We start from the raw sequence: 16,381 nt of genomic DNA, 5'->3' as shown, positions 1-16,381 counted from the left end.
CTTTCGCCGCCCAGCTGGAGCGCCCTACCCTTTCCGGGGATCGCTCTCGCCCAAATCCTCCCCGGCGGGTTGGCTCCTGTTCGGCTTGTCCGGAACATTGCCGTTGCCTTCCGCACGGTCGCGGTGGAGAGCCGCGCGGGCGAGCAGCATGAAGGTAATCGGCGTCGTCACCGTGACGAAGATGCCGATCAGGAGTTCGTGGAAGACTGGACGCCCCGAGGACACCGTGAAGAAGATCATCGAGGCCAGCATGACGCCGCCGATCCCCCAGCTGGTGCCGAGCGTCGGGGCATGGATGCGCTCGTAGAATGTCGGCAGGCGCAGGAAGCCGATCGCACCGATCAGCGCCAGGCCGGAGCCGATCAGCAGGAAAAACGCGACCGCAATCGCTGCCCACACGGGCATGTCGGCGGCAGACTGCATCATTCGATCACCTCCCCGCGCATCAGGAATTTCGCGAGCGCCACAGTCGCCACGAAGCCCAGCATGCCCATGACCAGCGCTGCCTCGAAATAGATCACGCGGCCCGTGCCGATACCGAAGGTCACCAGGAGCAGCATCGCGTTGATGTAGAGCGTGTCGAGGCCGATGATGCGGTCCTGTGCCCTTGGGCCCCGGAACATGCGCAGCGAGGCGATCGCCATCGCCGCGGCCAGCATCAGTTGCGCGATCGAAACCGCACTGAAGAGAATGATGGCGCTCATGCGAATATCTCCATCAGCAGCTTCTCATACCTGTTCTTGATCGTATCCCGCCACTCCGCCTCGTTGTCGATATCGAGCACATGCAGCAGCACTGTCCGGTCGTTGGAATCGTATTCCAGCCAGGCCGATCCCGGCGTGCTGGTCAGCACCACGGCGAGTACCGCAATCGCCGTGTGGTTCTCGATGTCCAGCGGGACGGTCAGGAAGCCCGGATTGTGGCTGCGCCGGCCGCTCCTGAGAATAATCCTCGCCACCGCGATATTTGATTTGACGATATCGTAGAGCACGATCCCGAACAATTTCGGCAGCAGGTACCATTTGACGAGCCTCGGCTTGTCCGGGCGCAGCGACGCCATCGCCCATGAAGCGAAGACGGCGACCAGGACGCCAAGCACGAGATGGCCGCGCGTGAAGCCGTTGAGCAGCAGCCACATCAGGATCAGCAACAAGGTGAGCAGCGGATAGGGCAGCATCACTTGCTCCCTGCGTTGGTCGAGGAGACGCCGTCATAATCGGCAACGGGCGCTGCGTTACGCACTGCGTCGATATAGATCCTCGGATTGCTGAGGCTGCGGATCGTAGTGTCCATGTACTGCATCGCGGGGCCTGCCTGGACAGTCAAAGCCAGCGTCAGGAAAAGCAGGAACATCACCGGCACGATCTCGATGACGAGGACGCGCGGCACGGTTCCTTCGAGCGAGCTCCAGAAAGTGCGGATGCCGGCGCGCGTCATCGAAATCAGCGCGGCGATGCCGGAGAGAATAACCAGGGTGACCAGAACCCAGACGGCCGCCGTCGGCGGCACGCCGATTGCCCCCGTCCCCATCATCGCCGACAGCATCGCGAACTTGGCGATAAAGCCGGAAAGCGGCGGCAGGCCGGAGAGCAGGATACCGCAGGCGGCAAAGCAGATGCCGAGGATTGCCATCGTGCCCGGCATGGTGACGCCGTCGCCCTCCTCTGGCTCGTCGTCGTCCGCGTCGCCATAGGCCTCCATGGTGACGGCAAGCACGATCGCACCGGCATCCTGGCCGCGTTCCACCAGTTCGATCAGCATGAAGAAGGCGCTGATCGTCAGCGTCGAGCTGACGAGGTAGAGCAGCGCGCCGGACGAGATCGCCCCGTCATTGATGCCGAGCACCATCAGCAGCGTGCCCGACGAGACCAGAACCGAGAAACCGGCAAGCCTTCCCAGCGCCTGCGACGCCAGCACGCCGACCGTGCCGAAGATCAGAGTCGCGATGCCGCCGTAGAGAAGCACGTCCGCACCGAAACCGGCGGAAGGTCCTTCGCCGAAGAGCAGCATGGTCAGCCGCAGGATGATGTAGATGCCGAGCTTGCTCATGATCGCGAATATGCCGGCGACCGGGGCGGAGGCGGCGCTATAGGCGGTCGGCAGCCAGAAACAGAGCGGCCACATGCCCGCCTTGATGAGGAAGGCGATGCCGAGCACGCCCGCTCCCGCTTCCATCAGCATCCGCCGGTCCGGCTCGATATCGGGAATGCGGGCTGCAAGATCGGCCATGTTGAGCGTGCCGGCGGTGCCGTAGATCAGGCTCACGCCGATCAGGAACAGAAGTGCTGCGGCAAGGTTGACGGCGATATAGTGCATGCCCGCCTTGACGCGTAGCGGGCCGGAACCGTGCAGCAGCAATCCATAGGACGCCGCCAGCATCACCTCGAAGAAGACGAAGAGGTTGAAGAGGTCGCCGGTCAGGAAGGCGCCGTTCAGCCCCACCAGCAGAAGCTGGAACATGGTGTGGAAATGCGCGCCGACCGCATGCCAGCGGGCTAGCGAAAAGACCAGCGCGGCGACGGAGAGCAGCGCCGCCAGCAGCAGCATCAGCGCCGACAGCGCATCGAGCACCAGCACGATGCCGAACGGCGCCGCCCAGTTTCCGAGAAGATAGACGCCGTCGAAATCGTTCGGGCCGCTTTCGATCCGCAGCAGCGCGAGCGAGACCGCAACCAGGATCAGCGTCGATGCAAGGCTGATCATCGCCTTTACGACGCGCTGGCGCTCGTCGAAGAACAGCAGGAGCGCGGCGACGACCAGCGGCACCAGGATCGGCGCGATGATGAGGTGATGGGTCCAGCCGCTCATCTCGGATCGTTCCTCCCGTCGACATGGTCGGTACCGGTCAAGCCTCGGGAGGCCAGCAGCACGACGAGGAACAGCGCGGTCGTCGCGAACCCGATGACGATGGCCGTCAGCACCAGCGCCTGCGGCACCGGATCTGCAAGCGTCGAATTGGGTACGCCGTCGACGAGGATCGGCGGGACATTGGTCTTCACGCCTCCGACGCCGAAGATGAAGAGATTGACAGCATAGGAGAGAAGCGAAAGGCCGACGATGACCTGATAGGTGCGCGGGCGCAGGATCAGCCAGACGCCGCAGCCCGTCATCACACCGATTGCAGTGGCAAGAACAAGTTCCATCAGCCCTCCTCCGTCCGCGCCGCATCGATCGCCCGCAGGCGGTTGATGCGGATCGACTGGTGCGCCAGCGCCACGAGAATGAGGACCGTGGAGCCGACCACCAGCGAGAACACGCCGAGATCGAAGAGCAGCGCGGTGGCGGCCGGCATCTTGCCGATCAGCGGCAGCTCGACATACTGGAAATGCGAGGTCAGGAACGGGTAACCGAAGAACCAGGCGCCGATGCCCGTCGCCGAGGCGGTGAGTATGCCCGCCCCCATCCAGCGCAATGGCAGAATGCGAAGGCGATCTTCCGCCCAGCGCGTGCCGCCGGCCAGATATTGCAGCAGGAAGGCGATCGACAGCGTCAGCCCGGCCGAGAAACCGCCGCCCGGCATGTCGTGACCGCGCATGAAAATATAGACGGCGAAGGTGATGATCACCGGGAAAAGCCAGGTCATGATGACCGAGGGCACGAGCAGGTAGTCGCGCACCGTATCGCCGGCCGAACGCTCCGGACGATCCTCATCGAAACTGTTCTGGATCCGCTGCTGCTCCGGCAGATCCATGCTGTCATCAGCGGGACGGAAACGGCGAAGCAGCGCGAACACCGTCAGCGCCACGACGCCGAGCACGGCGATCTCGCCGAGCGTATCGAAGCCGCGGAAATCCACCAGGATGACGTTGACGACATTGCGCCCGCCGCCCTGCGAATAGGCGTTCTCGAGGAAATAGTTGGCGATCGTATCCGGCACCGGCATGGTCATGACGGCATAGGCGATGAAGGTCATGCCGATGCCGCAGACGACGGCGAGCGCCAGGTCCCGGAAGCGGCGGAAACGAGCGCGCAGGGTGATGGACTCGGCCAGTCCCTCCGTCCGCTTCGGCAGCCAGCGCAGGCCGAGAAGGATGAGGACGGTAGTGACGATCTCGACGAGGAGCTGGGTGATGGCGAGATCCGGCGCCGACAGCCAGACGAAGGTGATGCAGACGATCAGCCCGACGCCGCCGAGCATGACGAGGGCCGCAAGCCGATGGTATTTGGCGAGATATGCGGTGCCGAAGGCGAGGCAGATGCCAAGCAGCCAGATCGCGGCAAAGGCTGGATCGATGCCGGAAAAGGCGATGTCGCGGGTTTCGAAACCGGAGAGATAGAGCGGCAGGAGCCCGGCGAGGAAACCGGTCGCCACCACCCAGCGAAGCTGCGGCTGGAGATTGCGGGTGCCGAAGCGGCGTTCGAGCGAGCGAGCCCAGCGCCAGGACACTTCCACAAGAACCCGCTCGAAGATGCGCTGGCCCTTCAGGTTGCGCAATATCGGCGGGCCGTCCTCGCAGGTCGCGAGATATTTGCGCAGCGAGAGATAGAGCAGCGTGCCACCGACGAGTGCGATGGCGCTCATGATCAGCGGCAGGTTGACGCCGTGCCAGATGGAAAGGCTGTATTCCGGGGTCTCCGGACCCAGCACGCTGACGACGGCGGTATGCAGGAAAGGTCCGATCGAAATCGCCGGAATGATCCCGACGATCAGGCAGGCGACGACGAGAAGGTCGATGGGAAAACGCATCCAGCGCGGCGGCTCATGAGGCTTCGGCTTGGGCAGGTCCGTCGGCGGCGGGCCGAAGAACACCGTGTGGATGAAGCGCAGCGAATAGGCGACGCTGAAGGCGCTGGCGAGGGTCGCCACATAGGGGAGGATGCGGTCGAGGATGGAATCCGCGTGGGTTTCGACCGCTTCCGCGAAGAACATTTCCTTCGACAGGAAGCCGTTCAGCAAAGGAACGCCCGCCATCGCCGCACTCGCCACCATGGCAAGCGTGCCGGTGATCGGCAGATACCGGAAAAGCCCGCTCAATCGTCGCATGTCGCGCGTGCCGGTCTCGTGGTCAATGATGCCGGCGGCCATGAACAGCGACGCCTTGAAGGTCGCGTGGTTGACCATGTGGAAGATCGCCGCGACGGTCGCGAGCGGACTGCCGAGGCTTAAGAGCGTGGTGATGAGGCCGAGATGGCTGATCGTCGAATAGGCGAGCAGGCCCTTCAGGTCCTGCTGGAACATCGCGAAATAGGCGCCGAGCACCAGCGTGATGATGCCCGCCAGCCCGACCAGGTAGAACCATTCGTAGGTTCCCGACAGGGCCGGCCAGAACCGCACCAGCAGGAAGACGCCCGCCTTCACCATGGTCGCCGAATGCAGGAAGGCCGAGACCGGGGTCGGCGCCGACATGGCATTGGGCAGCCAGAAATGGAAGGGGAACTGTGCGCTCTTGGTCAATGCGCCGAGCAGGATGAAGACCAGGGCCGGCACATAGAGGGAATGGCCGCGGATGACGTCGCCGGCGACCAATATCTTGTCGAGGTCGTAGCTGCCGACGATGTTGCCGAGCAGAAGCAACCCGATCAGCAGGCAGAAACCGCCGATCCCGGTGATCGTCAATGCCATGCGGGCGCCGTCGCGGGCCGCGGCATTGTTGTGCCAGTAGCTGATCAGCAGGAAGGAGAAGATGCTGGTCAGCTCCCAGAACACCGACAGCAGAATGACATTGCCTGAGATGACGATGCCGAGCATCGCGCCCATGAAGGCGAGAAGGAAGGAGAAGAAGCGCGGAACCGGATCGTCTTCCGACATGTAATAGCGGGCGTAAACGACCACGAGAAAGCCGATGCCGGCAATCAGCATGGAGAAGAGCCAGGCGAAACCGTCCATCCGAAGAGTGAAGTTGAGGCCGAGCTGCGGCAGCCAAGTGCCCTCGAAGCGCAGCACGCCGCCATTGGTGACGCTTGGATAGAAGGACGCGACGATCAACAGGGAGAGGAGCGCGGTGGCGCCGGCCACCCAGGACGGCAGCACGCGCGAACGGGTTCGCAGCAGAGATACGGAGACCAGGCTTCCGAGAAAAGGCAGGACCAGCAGGAAAAGAAGAAGATATGGTCCTGACGTTATCCCAATGCTCCGGCCTTTCCATGTGCTGCGCTTCGCCCTGTGCCTGATGCGAAGATGCCTGCGAATGCTCCATCTAGCAATCGAATCCAAATTGCCATATATGGGAGATGTTGACCAATATGGGCAGTTTGGTGAGATGGGTCAAGCCGCAAAGAACGCAATTTTGACGCCGGCCTTGTGTCGTGCCGCCCGTGGGTTTCTGGATTGGACGCAGACCGATCTCGCCGAGCGGTCGGGCGTGTCGCGCAGCACTATCCGTGATTACGAAGGCAGCCGGCACGACCTGCACCGCGCGACGGAGGCGCAGCTGCGCCTCGCCTTCGAAGAGGGCGGCGTCGCTTTCGTCCACATGGAAGGCGGCCATTTCGGCGTCTGCCCGAGAGCCGTCCAGACACGGCAATAGGTCGAGCGGAGCGCGGCCCTGACCGGGTATCACCAGTTGGTGACCGAACCGTCCCGGCGCCGTTTAAATCCTCGGCATGCCTTCAGGGCGAAGCGCCCTCTTCAGCGCCGCGATCCGGAAGATGGCGTTCGGGGCGCCGTAACCGCGATAGCCGCGCCGTTCGACAATCTCGAAGAAGAAGCCCTCGCCATAGGTCATGCTGTAGAGCTGGAAATACTCGCCGTGCTCGTCGCGGTCGTAGAGGATGTTCTCTTCCTTCAGCCGCTCCGAAAGCTCCGCATCGAGGCCGAAGCGGGCTTCGACGTCGCCATAGTAGTTAGGCGAGATGGCAAGCGGCTTGAAACCGTTCTTGCGCAACGCCGCGGCCGTCGCAAAGATGTCGTCGGTCTGGAAGGCGAGATGCTGGACGCCGGATCCGAATTTTTCGGCGATGAAATGACCCGCGAGCGTGCGGCGGTTCTCGGCACCGTTCAAGGTGATCCGCAGCGTGCCGGAGGCGTTTTCGACCACCTGGCTGCGTATCACGCCGGCCGGATCGATGATATCGACCATCGGCGTCTTCTGCGTCTCGAAGATCGAGGTGTAGAAGAGCAGCCAGGTCAGCATCTCCTCGTAGGCGACCGTCTGGGCGATATGATCGACATGCCTGAGATGCGCCGGCGCCACCTCGGCTTCGCCCTCTTCGTTGACGGGCTGGAAATCGATCTCGGAAAAACGGCCGAGATTGCTCTTGTCGTCGATCAGGTAGACAAGCCCGCCGCCGACGCCGCGGATCGCCGGTATCTCCACCTCGCCCGCTGCCACCTGCTGCCGGAACGGTTCCGCCCCCAGCGCCACCGCCCTTTCGAACGCCTGCCCGGCATCCTCGACGACCAGAGCCATCGCATAGGCCGAGGTGCCGTGGACGGCAAACGAGGCGTTGGCAAATCCCTTTTCGTCGGTATTGACGAGGAGCCGGATATCGCCCTGGCTGTAGAGGCCGACCTTCTTCGACTTGTGCACGGCGGTCTTGCGGAAACCGAGCGTTCGCAGGATCGCGGCAAGATCGGCCGCATCCTTCTCGTCGGAGGAGAATTCCACGAAACCGACGCCTTTGACCGAAGCGCGGTCGGGCATGTCGCGAACCGTCAGACCCGATGCGTTCGGGCTGCGCCGCACCTGGTCGCCCAGATAGATGAGTGAGCGGTAGCCGTCATCGGCAATCGCCCGGCTGGATCCGCCACGGAACTGGTCGTTGAAGATTTCCAGCGAGAAATAGCCGTCGTAGCCGGTCTCGGCGATCGCGGTGGTAAAGGCGGTCACCGGCAGATCGCCCTCGCCCGGCATGTTGCGGAAATGCCGCGACCAGTAGAGCAGGTCCATGTCGATCAGCGGCGCATCGGCAAGCTGGACGATGAAGATCTTGTCCTTCGGGATGGAGCGGATCGAATTGATGTCGATCTTGCGCGACAGGGTGTGAAAGCTGTCGAGGATCAGCCCGATATTCGGGTGGTCGGCACGCCGCACGATCTCCCAGGCATCGCGGTGGTCGTTGATATGTCGGCCCCAGGCGAGCGCCTCATAGCCCACCCTCAACCCACGTTTGGCCGCCCGTTCACCCAGTTCGTGGAAATCGGCCGCCGCCCGGTCGATGCCGCCGAGCGAGACCGGCGAGACGTTGGAGCAGACGAGGACGAGGTCGGTGCCGAGTTCCTGCATCACATCGAACTTGCGTTCGGCACGATCGAAGGTGCGGCTCCGATGCGAGGGGGGCATGCCCTCGAAATCGCGGAACGGCTGGAACAGCGTGATCTCCAGGCCATGATCGCGGACCATTTTCCCGACATCCAAAGGGCTGCCGTCAAAGGCGAGGAAATCGTTTTCGAAGATCTCCACTCCATCGAAACCGGCCTTGGCAATCGCTTCCAGCTTCTCGGGCAGCTCTCCGCTGATCGAAACCGTGGCTATCGACGTTTTCATGCGCTCCCTCCCATTTCCTCGGAATGTGACCGAAGAGGCTCCTCAGATGCGCCAGCGAGCGACCTCCCGCTTCGAGCCGGCTTCAGCGACACCATTTTGTACTAAATAGTTCGTAACATCAAATGAGAAGTTTGTGGGCGAGCGATGGTCAGCCTCGGCGACAGCGCTCGAACGCCCCAGGGGGCCCCGGTAGGGTGCTTGGAACCTGTTCAGGGCTTCAACAGGGCAATCCAGGCCAGCACGGTTTCCGCCATCGTCGCGAGATGGTCGGCGGCTGAGAATCCGGAGATCGTCTTGCGCGGCTTCAGGTCGTGGTCGCCATCCTCCAGCCAGAGGATTTCGATGGCTTTGGAGAGTTCGTAGCCGGGTACTTCTTCGCGGGTGCCGAATTCATCGCGGGTTCCCTGGCAGATCAGCGTCGGGGTTCTGAGCCCCTTGAGATGTTGGGTGCGGAGCTGCTCCGGTTTTCCCGGAGGATGGAACGGATAACCAAGGCACAACAAGCCGGCGATCCTGCCTTCCGTGTAGAGCTCGTCGGCGACCATGCTCGCCACCCGGCCGCCCATCGACTTGCCACCGATGATCAGGGGTCCCTTCGCGCCGAGTTCGGCGACCGCCGCCTTGTATTCGGGATTGAGCGTCTCGGCCCGCGGCGGCGGTTTGCGATCGCCGGAGGTCCGCCGTCCCGCCATGTAGCCGAACTCGAAACGCGCCACACGAAAACCCTTGGCGGACAGGGCTTTCGCCGCAGCCGTCATCGATGCGGAATCCATCGGCGCGCCGGCGCCGTGCGCAAGCAGGATCGTGAGACGTGTATCTTCCGGTCCCTCGATCAGAAATCGCCCTGACATCCTGCTCCCCCAATTCCGGTTCATTTTTCCCACGCGCCTGTCGGAATAGACTGCCGACGCACGTCCTTTATGTGGGCGAGCCCGTGTTCGCCCACAATTTGGCGACTATATCAGCGGGGGCAAGGCCAAGTCTCCTGCCCGGCCATTACAGATGGAGGAATGTCATGGATATGCAGAGCCTCACACCAGCAATCGAACTTGCGAGAAAGAACGGTGTGCACTTTCCCAACGAAAGCGCCGCATACAGGGAGGCGCGCGAGGCGCTTCTTGCCGAGGAAATCGAGCTCCGCCGCCATATCGAGCGCGTGGCCGAGCAGCGACGCCATCTGCCGCCCGGCGGTCATGTGCCGAAGAACTACACGTTCGAGGGCGTGAACGGCACGATCTCGTTCGAGGAACTGTTCGGAGACAAGGAAACGCTGGTCATCTACAGCTATATGTTCGGTCCGGAGCGGGAGCGGCCCTGCCCGATGTGCACCTCGCTGCTTTCCTCCTGGGACGGCGAAGTTCCCGACATCCAGCAGCGCGTCGGGTTCGCGGTCGTCGCACGCTCGCCGCTGCAGCGCCTGACCGATTTCAAACGGGAGCGCGGCTGGCATCATCTGCCGCTCTATTCGGATACCAGCGGCGAGTTCAGCCGGGATTACCACGCGATCGGCAAGGACGGCAGCGACGACGCGGCCTTCAACGTGTTCACCCGCCGGGATGGAACCATGCGGCATTTCTGGGGCGGCGAGATGGGCGGCGTCACCGCCGACCCGGGCCAGGACCCACGCGGCGCACCCGATCTGATGCCTATCTGGACGATCTTCGACTCTACCCCGGAAGGCCGCGCGCCGCACTGGTATCCCAAGCTGTCCTACTAGGACTGAAGTCCTAAGCGCCCATCGCAGCGGAACGAAAGATGATGCCGCCACGTTCTCCGGCCACTTCAACCGAAAGGAAGTGACCATGAAAAAGCTCATCATTCTCTCCGCCGCGATCGGTCTCCTCGCGACCGGCGCCATGGCCCAGCAGAGCACGGTCAACGGTGCCGTGGGCGGTGCGGTTACCGGTGCAATCGTCGGTGGACCGGTCGGTGCTGCCGTGGGCGGCGTGGTCGGCGCGGTCGCCGGCACGGCGATCGATCCGCCGCCGGAACGGGTCGTCACCTATGTACGCCAGCAACCTGTCCAGCAGTCCGTGGTGGTGCAGGAGCGCATCGTCGTCGGCCAGCCTATCCCGCAGCAGGTCATGCTGACGCCTATCCCGGAATCGCCGACCTACGCTTATGCCGTCGTCAACCAGCAGCGCGTCATCGTCGATCCGCGCACCCACACTGTGGTTCAGGTCGTCGAATAATCGCCCCGTATTGCTGACCGGAAGCCGTCGTATCGAAAGGTACGGCGGCTAGTTTTTCTGGCCATCGCCTGCCGATGAAAATTTTTTGGAGTCCGACGGAACCAATTGCGCGCTTCGTCGTTTTTCAAGGTTGGTATCCAGGGAGGAAACGAAAGATGCCGCAGGCAAGTTGGCAAAAACCGGTGCGCGTCGCCTTCGGGCAACTCGGTACTGAGGTCATCAACGGACCGTTCGAGGCGCTTGCGCTCCTGACGGATCGGTGGCCGGATATGCGCGGACCACACTTTGTCAAGGCGCGCAGCGTCTGCCGGGCAGCGCTCGATGGGCGCAGATCGCCGGAGGAAGCGCGCCAGCAATTCGAAGAAGCGGTCAGCGAAGCGCAACTGCATCTGAACTGAACGAATGGGCCGGCGGTCACCGGCCTTGATGGTTCAGAGACCGATCAGATCGCCGAAAAGCCGGAGGGTGGAGCCGGAAAGGGCGATCGGCGCGAACAGCACGGAAAAACAGAGACACGGCCCGCGCTTGCCCGCGATCGGCCGATGGTCCAGTGTTTCGTCCGCGATCGAGACATCACCCTTGCCGAAATTACCGCGATGGTCGTGAAATTCGCCGTCGAGCACCAATGTCAGTTCAAGCCCCTGATGGCCGTGCTGGGGCAGCGCCCTCCCCGGCCGCACCCATAAAAGGCTCGCCTCGAGATCCTTCGACCTTTCGATGACGTGATGGCGCAATCCCGGGAGTTTCGTTTTCCATCTGATATCGGCAAGGTCCGTACCTGCATAGGCACGCAGCGGCGCTGGAAATCCCGATTTTGCGAAGATCCTGGCAGGAGGCTCCGCCGGCGCGGCGGAGGCGAAGATCTCAGCCAACCGTCGCTCGCGGGCCGACAATGCCACTGGCGGGGTCATATGCAGGATCTCACCGGCAAAGCCCTCCATGAGACCGGCCAGTTTCGCGGCGGAGGCCTGCATTTCCAGATGCGAACCGACGAGAACGTGAGCCGGCTCCGGAAGCGAGCCGGACACGTAATGCGCGATCAGAAGATCCAGCCGTTCAAGGTTCCGCAGCATGTCCAAAATGCCAGTTTTATGCAAAAATCCGGTCAAAGCGAGGTCAACGCGTCGCCGAAAGCGGTTTCGTGTCTGCTTTAACTGTACGTCTATACGCATGGAGAGAAATTTGGATTACTACTTCCAATATAAAAGGGCCGATTTTTTTAAGGGCTTGTCGATACATTAGAGGACGGCACTTCGAGCCCTCTTTCAACCGCCCCCCCGCAACCGCGGATCCGGCCTCGGATAGATGGATTTTACGGGGGCAAACCCTTTCCGGAAACAGAATTTCTTGCCTCCGGGTCCTTGTCCGCCGAAAAGACCCTGTTTACATGTGCGATGAACAAGAAGGCACCCCCGATGACCTCCCATTCCTCCGTCCTCGACGTGATCGGCAACACGCCCCTCATCCGGCTGAACGGCGCTTCCGAAGCGACCGGCTGCGAAATCCTCGGCAAGGCGGAGTTCCTGAACCCCGGCCAATCGGTCAAGGATCGGGCAGCGCTCTACATCATCCGCGACGCTGAAAAGAAGGGGCTCCTGCGCCCCGGCGGCGTCATCGTCGAAGGCACGGCCGGCAATACCGGGATCGGCCTGACGGTGGTCGCCAAGGCGCTCGGCTACCGCACCGTCATCGTCATCCCGGAAACCCAGAGCCAGGAAAAGAAGGACGCGCTGAAGCTGCTTGGTGCCGAACTGGTCGAGGTTCCCGCCGTCCCTTACAAGAACCCGAACAACTACGTGAAAATCTCGGGCCGCCTTGCCGAGGAGCTCGCAAAGACCGAACCCGCCGGCGCGATCTGGGCCAACCAGTTCGACAACGTCGCCAACCGGGAAGCCCATGTCCAGACCACGGCGCCCGAGATCTTCGAGCAGACCGGCGGCAAGGTCGACGGCTTCATCTGCGCAGTCGGCTCAGGCGGTACGCTTGCCGGCGTCGCCCTCGGCCTCAAGGCCCGCAACCCGGACATCAAGATCGGCATCGCTGATCCGGAAGGTGCCGCCCTTTATGAATTCTACGCCCATGGCGAGTTCAAGTCGGAAGGCAATTCGATCACCGAGGGCATCGGCCAGGGCCGCATCACCGCCAATCTCGAAGGTTTCAAGCCGGATTTCGCCTACCAGATCCCGGATGCGGAAGCGCTGCCCTATATCTTCGACCTGGTCGAGCACGAAGGCCTCTGCCTCGGCGGCTCGACCGGTATCAACATCGCCGGCGCCGTTCGCCTCGCCAGGGATCTCGGCCCCGGCCACACGATCGTGACGGTGCTTTGCGACTACGGCAACCGCTATCAGTCCAAGCTTTTCAACCCGGATTTCCTGAAATCCAAGGGCTTGCCGGTGCCGGCATGGCTGACGCAGAAACGGCAGATCGACATTCCCTTCCAGACGGTCTGATACCCTTCAAAGAACAGAGTGATCCATGCCCGTTGAAGCTCTCTACCGCGACGACTTCTATCTATCGACAGCAGAAGCGGTGGTGACGGCCATCCACGAGGACGGCGGCATCGAGCTGGATCGCACCTGTTTTTACGCCGCGTCCGGCGGTCAGCCGGGCGATACCGGCTTTCTCGAACGCGCCGACGGCACCAAAATCCAGCTTGGGCAGACCAGACACGGCGCCACCAAGGATATCGTCCTCCACGTGCCCCTGGAAGGCGAGGCCCAGCCGCTGGTCGGCGAAAACCTGGTCATGCATATCGACTGGCAGCGCCGCTACAGACTGATGCGCATGCACACCGCCTGCCATCTTCTCTCCGTCGTCTGCCAGTATCCGATCACCGGGGCCGCCGTCGGCGAAGAGGAGTCGCGTGTCGATTTCGACATGACCGACACGATCGACCGGCAGGAGGTGACCGCCAGGCTGATGGAGCTCGTCGGCCAGAACCACCCCGTCTACGTGCAGTGGATCACCGACGAGGAGCTTGCCGCCAATCCGGGCATCGTCAAGTCGAAGAACGTGCGCCCGCCGATGGGTCTCGGGCGGGTCAGCCTCGTCTGCATAGGCGAAAATTCCAGCGTTGACAGCCAGCCCTGCGGTGGAACACATGTCTCCGAAACGCAGGAGGTCGGGGCGATTCATATCGCCAAGATCGAGAAGAAGGGTAAGGAAAACCGCCGGTTCCGCATCCGGTTCGGCGAGCCCGGCGCAGAGGCCTGATATATCGGCCCAAAGGAGATATGACATGAGTGAAACCAGCCGTTTCGTCGTTTCGTCCGAGTGGCTTCACAACGAGCTCGGCAGCCCCGACCTCAAGATCCTCGACGCCTCCTTCTATCTTCCCGCGCAGAACCGCGACGCGGATGCCGAATACGCAGCCGGGCACATCCCCGGCGCCATCCGCTTCGACCACGACAGGGTCGCCGATCACTCGACCGGGCTGCCGCATATGGTGCCGGCGCCGGACGTGTTTGCCGAGACCGTCGGCCGCATGGGCATCCGTGAAAACGATCGGATCGTCATCTATGACGGTCCCGGCATCTTCTCCTCGCCGCGCGGCTGGTGGCTGTTCCGGATCATGGGCGCAGGCCAAGTCTTCGTGCTCGACGGAGGCATCGACGGCTGGAAGGCCGAGGGCCGTCCCCTCGAAACGACCGTCCCCTCGCCCGAGCCCGTCACCTTCACCCCGAATTTCCGGGTCGACAAGGTGATCGACTTTCAGACCATGCTGTCGATCGTCAGCGACGGCACGCGCCAGATCGCCGATGCACGGCCGGCCGGCCGTTTCGCCGGCACCGACCCGGAGCCACGCGCCGGCATGCGTTCCGGTCATATGCCGGGTGCTGCCAGTCTCCCGTCCGGCACGTTCTCGGTCAACGGCAAGCTGCGTACGCTGCCCGAGCTGCAAAAGGCGATCGAGGATGCCGGCATCGACTTCGGCCGGCCGGTGGTGACGAGTTGCGGCTCCGGCATCACCGCCGCGATCATCACGCTGGCGCTCGAATCCCTCGGCCATGAGGACAACGCGCTTTATGACGGGTCATGGACCGAATGGGGCAGCAGGCAGGATACGCCTGTGGTTACCGGCCCGCCCTCGCCGAAAGCGGCGTGAGCGCCATGGCCAGGAAGCCCGCTCCGCTGAAAGCCCATGTCACCAGCCTGGAAATGACCGCACCGCCGAAAACAAGCCTGGCCGTGCCGGTCAATATCCAGACGGCGATCATCCGCGCCCCCGAAATCCCGCTTCACTACTATCGCTATCTCTATCGGCAGGTGGGCAAACGCTGGCACTGGTACAAGCGCCTGCGCATGGGTGACGACGAACTTGCGGCCGCCGTCCACAACCCGCGGACCTCCGTGACCGTGCTCTACGTCAACGGCGCGCCGGCCGGCTTTTTCGAGCTGTTCAAGGAAAGCGACGACGTCATCGAGCTCTCCTATTTCGGCCTGTTCGAACGGGCGATCGGGCTCGGCATCGGCAAGTGGTTCCTGCTCCAGGCGCTCTATGCCGCCTGGCAGGACAATCCGCAGAAGGTGACCGTCACCACCAATACGCTCGACCACCCGCGCGCCCTGCAGCTCTACCAGATGATGGGTTTTTCGCCGGTTTCCACCTATGAAGCGCTGGTTCCGCCGATGACGGATGCCGAGCTCCTGAAAGCGCTCGACGGCTGATGTCGCGATTCTCACCCAAGGCGATGCTGATCGCTCTGGTGGTGATGATGCTCGTCGTCCTCCTGTTATTTATCTCCTGGTGGGTGGTCAGGATCACCCTCTACATTCCGCAAACGGTCGGCATCGACAGGGTCGAAGTCCTTTGTTCGAAGTGGCCGCCGCGTCGGCAGATGCCCTTTTTCGAACCACCGCGCAAATGGAGCTCGGATTGCGGCGCGGTGCGGCGGCAGTTCGGGTCGCACGTATCCGAAGACACGTTCATCTCCTTCACTTACATCTCCCCCTTCGACAACAGGAGCTATCGCGGTACCCTGCAGCGGAATTGGAACGACCAGAACCAGCCCACGCGGACAGGCGACCGAATCGAGATCGAAGCATCGCGGCTGATGGCTGAAACCTTCACCGACTGGTCGAGCCCCAGCATCGTCGCGGAAAACATCATACGCTCGCCGCCCAAAGGCAACTGATACAGCCCGCTGGCGCAACGGATTTCATATTCTTGACCGGAGGCAAGTATCGGGTGGCGAGACGCGTCCTGCAGGCGCATCTGTTTGTGCAACACGCACCACAGGAGAGCCCGATGACCATTTCCTTCAAAGCCATGCCCGCCGCCGATGCCGAGCATCTCTGGAAGGGCGGCGCCGACGCCTACGGACGCCAGCCGGAAACGATGACGTCCGACGGCCCCGGTTATCCCTGCCGCCATTGCCTCAAGAATATCGATGCCGGCGAGGAATTGCTGGTTCTCGCCTACCGGCCTTTCCCAGCACTGCAGCCCTATGCGGAAACCGGCCCGATCTTCCTGCACAAGCAGCCCTGCCGGCGTTACGCGGCTGAAGAGGTCCTGCCGCCCATGCTGGCGAGCACGGATTATATCGTCCGCGGCTACGGCCCGGACGACCGGATCGTCTATGGCAGCGGCGCGGTGACGCCGACCGAGATGATCCCCTCGCGCGCCGAGGGACTGCTGGCCCGGGACGACATCGCCTATGTGCATGTCCGCTCGGCCCGCAACAATTGTTACCAGTGCCGGATCGAAAAGGTCGAAGTGCCGGCGTTCGCGGACACGGCTCTCGCAATCTGAAACGCGAA

Annotated in this window: 19 protein-coding genes; 10 read left to right on the top strand and 9 right to left on the bottom strand. The window is 62.7% G+C overall.

What is annotated here, in order from left to right; translation table 11 throughout:
• Window positions 1-24: 24 nt before the first annotated feature.
• From mnhG to C5J26_RS07115, 6 genes are read right to left on the bottom strand one after another with little or no spacing between them, the layout of a single operon-like run.
• Complete coding sequence (mnhG, locus tag C5J26_RS07140; protein WP_205412813.1) at window positions 25-426, bottom strand: monovalent cation/H(+) antiporter subunit G; 402 nt, start codon at window positions 424-426, stop codon at window positions 25-27.
• Window positions 423-704 carry a K+/H+ antiporter subunit F gene (locus tag C5J26_RS07135; protein WP_046636911.1) on the bottom strand — a complete coding sequence of 94 codons (282 nt, stop codon included), beginning with the start codon at window positions 702-704 and terminating at the stop codon, window positions 423-425. Before C5J26_RS07135 ends, mnhG begins: the two co-directional genes overlap by 4 nt.
• Window positions 701-1,177, bottom strand: coding sequence for a Na+/H+ antiporter subunit E (locus tag C5J26_RS07130; protein ID WP_105401148.1), 477 nt, complete (start codon window positions 1,175-1,177; stop codon window positions 701-703). The genes C5J26_RS07135 and C5J26_RS07130 overlap by 4 nt, the downstream gene beginning before the upstream one ends.
• Window positions 1,177-2,808 (bottom strand): monovalent cation/H+ antiporter subunit D, encoded by a 1,632-nt coding sequence (locus C5J26_RS07125; RefSeq protein WP_105401147.1) that lies wholly within the window; start codon window positions 2,806-2,808, stop codon window positions 1,177-1,179. Before C5J26_RS07125 ends, C5J26_RS07130 begins: the two co-directional genes overlap by 1 nt.
• Window positions 2,805-3,143, bottom strand: coding sequence for a Na+/H+ antiporter subunit C (locus C5J26_RS07120; protein ID WP_046667993.1), 339 nt, complete (start codon window positions 3,141-3,143; stop codon window positions 2,805-2,807). Before C5J26_RS07120 ends, C5J26_RS07125 begins: the two co-directional genes overlap by 4 nt.
• Window positions 3,143-6,064, bottom strand: a complete 2,922-nt coding sequence (locus C5J26_RS07115) for a monovalent cation/H+ antiporter subunit A (RefSeq protein ID WP_105401428.1) — start codon at window positions 6,062-6,064, stop codon at window positions 3,143-3,145. Before C5J26_RS07115 ends, C5J26_RS07120 begins: the two co-directional genes overlap by 1 nt.
• Before the next feature lie 91 nt (window positions 6,065-6,155).
• Between C5J26_RS07115 and C5J26_RS07110 the strand changes: the two genes are divergently transcribed.
• Complete coding sequence (locus C5J26_RS07110) at window positions 6,156-6,467, top strand: helix-turn-helix domain-containing protein (protein ID WP_105401146.1); 312 nt, start codon at window positions 6,156-6,158, stop codon at window positions 6,465-6,467.
• Window positions 6,468-6,530: 63 nt separating this feature from the next.
• Here the strand turns inward: C5J26_RS07110 and C5J26_RS07105 are convergent, their stop codons facing one another.
• Together C5J26_RS07105 and C5J26_RS07100 are read right to left on the bottom strand one after the other, a co-directional pair.
• Complete coding sequence (locus tag C5J26_RS07105; RefSeq protein WP_105401145.1) at window positions 6,531-8,426, bottom strand: bifunctional sugar phosphate isomerase/epimerase/4-hydroxyphenylpyruvate dioxygenase family protein; 1,896 nt, start codon at window positions 8,424-8,426, stop codon at window positions 6,531-6,533.
• Between the two features lie 209 nt (window positions 8,427-8,635).
• Entirely contained in the window at window positions 8,636-9,277 is a 642-nt protein-coding gene (locus C5J26_RS07100; protein ID WP_105401144.1) for an alpha/beta fold hydrolase, read from the bottom strand.
• Window positions 9,278-9,441: 164 nt separating this feature from the next.
• Between C5J26_RS07100 and C5J26_RS07095 the strand changes: the two genes are divergently transcribed.
• The 3 genes from C5J26_RS07095 to C5J26_RS07085 all read left to right on the top strand — a co-directional run bounded on the left by C5J26_RS07095 (window position 9,442) and on the right by C5J26_RS07085 (window position 11,016).
• A complete protein-coding gene (locus tag C5J26_RS07095) occupies window positions 9,442-10,143 on the top strand; it encodes a DUF899 family protein (RefSeq protein ID WP_105401143.1) in 702 nt (233 codons plus the stop codon).
• Between the two features lie 85 nt (window positions 10,144-10,228).
• Window positions 10,229-10,618, top strand: a complete 390-nt coding sequence (locus C5J26_RS07090) for a DUF1236 domain-containing protein (RefSeq protein ID WP_105401142.1) — start codon at window positions 10,229-10,231, stop codon at window positions 10,616-10,618.
• Between the two features lie 155 nt (window positions 10,619-10,773).
• Entirely contained in the window at window positions 10,774-11,016 is a 243-nt protein-coding gene (locus C5J26_RS07085; protein WP_007772754.1) for a DUF982 domain-containing protein, read from the top strand.
• 33 nt (window positions 11,017-11,049) lie between these two features.
• Here the strand turns inward: C5J26_RS07085 and C5J26_RS07080 are convergent, their stop codons facing one another.
• Window positions 11,050-11,691 (bottom strand): ChrR family anti-sigma-E factor, encoded by a 642-nt coding sequence (locus C5J26_RS07080; RefSeq protein ID WP_105401141.1) that lies wholly within the window; start codon window positions 11,689-11,691, stop codon window positions 11,050-11,052.
• A gap of 342 nt (window positions 11,692-12,033) precedes the next feature.
• Here C5J26_RS07080 and C5J26_RS07075 point away from each other — a divergent pair, with 342 nt between their 5' ends.
• The 6 genes from C5J26_RS07075 (at window position 12,034) to C5J26_RS07050 (ending at window position 16,373) form a co-directional block, all read left to right on the top strand.
• The gene (locus tag C5J26_RS07075) at window positions 12,034-13,071 is read left to right on the top strand and encodes a cysteine synthase A (RefSeq protein ID WP_105401427.1); all 1,038 of its coding nucleotides are present in this window, start codon (window positions 12,034-12,036) and stop codon (window positions 13,069-13,071) included.
• A 25-nt stretch (window positions 13,072-13,096) separates the two neighbouring features.
• Window positions 13,097-13,834, top strand: coding sequence for an alanyl-tRNA editing protein (locus C5J26_RS07070; protein WP_105401140.1), 738 nt, complete (start codon window positions 13,097-13,099; stop codon window positions 13,832-13,834).
• A 25-nt stretch (window positions 13,835-13,859) separates the two neighbouring features.
• Window positions 13,860-14,726, top strand: a complete 867-nt coding sequence (sseA, locus tag C5J26_RS07065) for a 3-mercaptopyruvate sulfurtransferase (RefSeq protein ID WP_105401139.1) — start codon at window positions 13,860-13,862, stop codon at window positions 14,724-14,726.
• Window positions 14,727-14,731: 5 nt separating this feature from the next.
• The gene (locus C5J26_RS07060) at window positions 14,732-15,289 is read left to right on the top strand and encodes a GNAT family N-acetyltransferase (RefSeq protein WP_046668066.1); all 558 of its coding nucleotides are present in this window, start codon (window positions 14,732-14,734) and stop codon (window positions 15,287-15,289) included.
• Window positions 15,289-15,756 carry a hypothetical protein gene (locus C5J26_RS07055; RefSeq protein WP_105401138.1) on the top strand — a complete coding sequence of 156 codons (468 nt, stop codon included), beginning with the start codon at window positions 15,289-15,291 and terminating at the stop codon, window positions 15,754-15,756. The genes C5J26_RS07060 and C5J26_RS07055 overlap by 1 nt, the downstream gene beginning before the upstream one ends.
• Window positions 15,757-15,869: 113 nt before the next feature.
• Window positions 15,870-16,373 (top strand): DUF1203 domain-containing protein, encoded by a 504-nt coding sequence (locus tag C5J26_RS07050; RefSeq protein WP_105401137.1) that lies wholly within the window; start codon window positions 15,870-15,872, stop codon window positions 16,371-16,373.
• The last annotated feature ends 8 nt before the right edge of the window (window positions 16,374-16,381 follow it).

Source organism: Neorhizobium sp. T7_12 (genome assembly GCF_002968535.1).
In the GTDB taxonomy this organism is placed as follows: domain Bacteria; phylum Pseudomonadota; class Alphaproteobacteria; order Rhizobiales; family Rhizobiaceae; genus Neorhizobium; species Neorhizobium tomejilense.
Note: the sequence above shows the minus strand (reverse complement) of the source record. Positions and strands in the feature narration are given on the sequence as shown.

Excerpts from the sequence above, each read along its gene's own strand:
- C5J26_RS07075 (WP_105401427.1), top strand. The coding sequence starts at position 12,034 with ATGACCTCCCATTCCTCCGTCCTCGACGTGATCGGCAACACGCCCCTC.
- C5J26_RS07080 (WP_105401141.1), bottom strand. The coding sequence starts at position 11,691 with ATGCTGCGGAACCTTGAACGGCTGGATCTTCTGATCGCGCATTACGTG.
- C5J26_RS07070 (WP_105401140.1), top strand. The coding sequence starts at position 13,097 with ATGCCCGTTGAAGCTCTCTACCGCGACGACTTCTATCTATCGACAGCA.
- C5J26_RS07100 (WP_105401144.1), bottom strand. The coding sequence starts at position 9,277 with ATGTCAGGGCGATTTCTGATCGAGGGACCGGAAGATACACGTCTCACG.
- mnhG (WP_205412813.1), bottom strand. The coding sequence starts at position 426 with ATGATGCAGTCTGCCGCCGACATGCCCGTGTGGGCAGCGATTGCGGTC.
- C5J26_RS07135 (WP_046636911.1), bottom strand. The coding sequence starts at position 704 with ATGAGCGCCATCATTCTCTTCAGTGCGGTTTCGATCGCGCAACTGATG.
- C5J26_RS07120 (WP_046667993.1), bottom strand. The coding sequence starts at position 3,143 with ATGGAACTTGTTCTTGCCACTGCAATCGGTGTGATGACGGGCTGCGGC.
- C5J26_RS07090 (WP_105401142.1), top strand. The coding sequence starts at position 10,229 with ATGAAAAAGCTCATCATTCTCTCCGCCGCGATCGGTCTCCTCGCGACC.
- C5J26_RS07095 (WP_105401143.1), top strand. The coding sequence starts at position 9,442 with ATGGATATGCAGAGCCTCACACCAGCAATCGAACTTGCGAGAAAGAAC.
- C5J26_RS07060 (WP_046668066.1), top strand. The coding sequence starts at position 14,732 with ATGGCCAGGAAGCCCGCTCCGCTGAAAGCCCATGTCACCAGCCTGGAA.
- C5J26_RS07055 (WP_105401138.1), top strand. The coding sequence starts at position 15,289 with ATGTCGCGATTCTCACCCAAGGCGATGCTGATCGCTCTGGTGGTGATG.
- C5J26_RS07085 (WP_007772754.1), top strand. The coding sequence starts at position 10,774 with ATGCCGCAGGCAAGTTGGCAAAAACCGGTGCGCGTCGCCTTCGGGCAA.
- C5J26_RS07105 (WP_105401145.1), bottom strand. The coding sequence starts at position 8,426 with ATGAAAACGTCGATAGCCACGGTTTCGATCAGCGGAGAGCTGCCCGAG.
- C5J26_RS07130 (WP_105401148.1), bottom strand. The coding sequence starts at position 1,177 with ATGCTGCCCTATCCGCTGCTCACCTTGTTGCTGATCCTGATGTGGCTG.
- sseA (WP_105401139.1), top strand. The coding sequence starts at position 13,860 with ATGAGTGAAACCAGCCGTTTCGTCGTTTCGTCCGAGTGGCTTCACAAC.
- C5J26_RS07050 (WP_105401137.1), top strand. The coding sequence starts at position 15,870 with ATGACCATTTCCTTCAAAGCCATGCCCGCCGCCGATGCCGAGCATCTC.
- C5J26_RS07125 (WP_105401147.1), bottom strand. The coding sequence starts at position 2,808 with ATGAGCGGCTGGACCCATCACCTCATCATCGCGCCGATCCTGGTGCCG.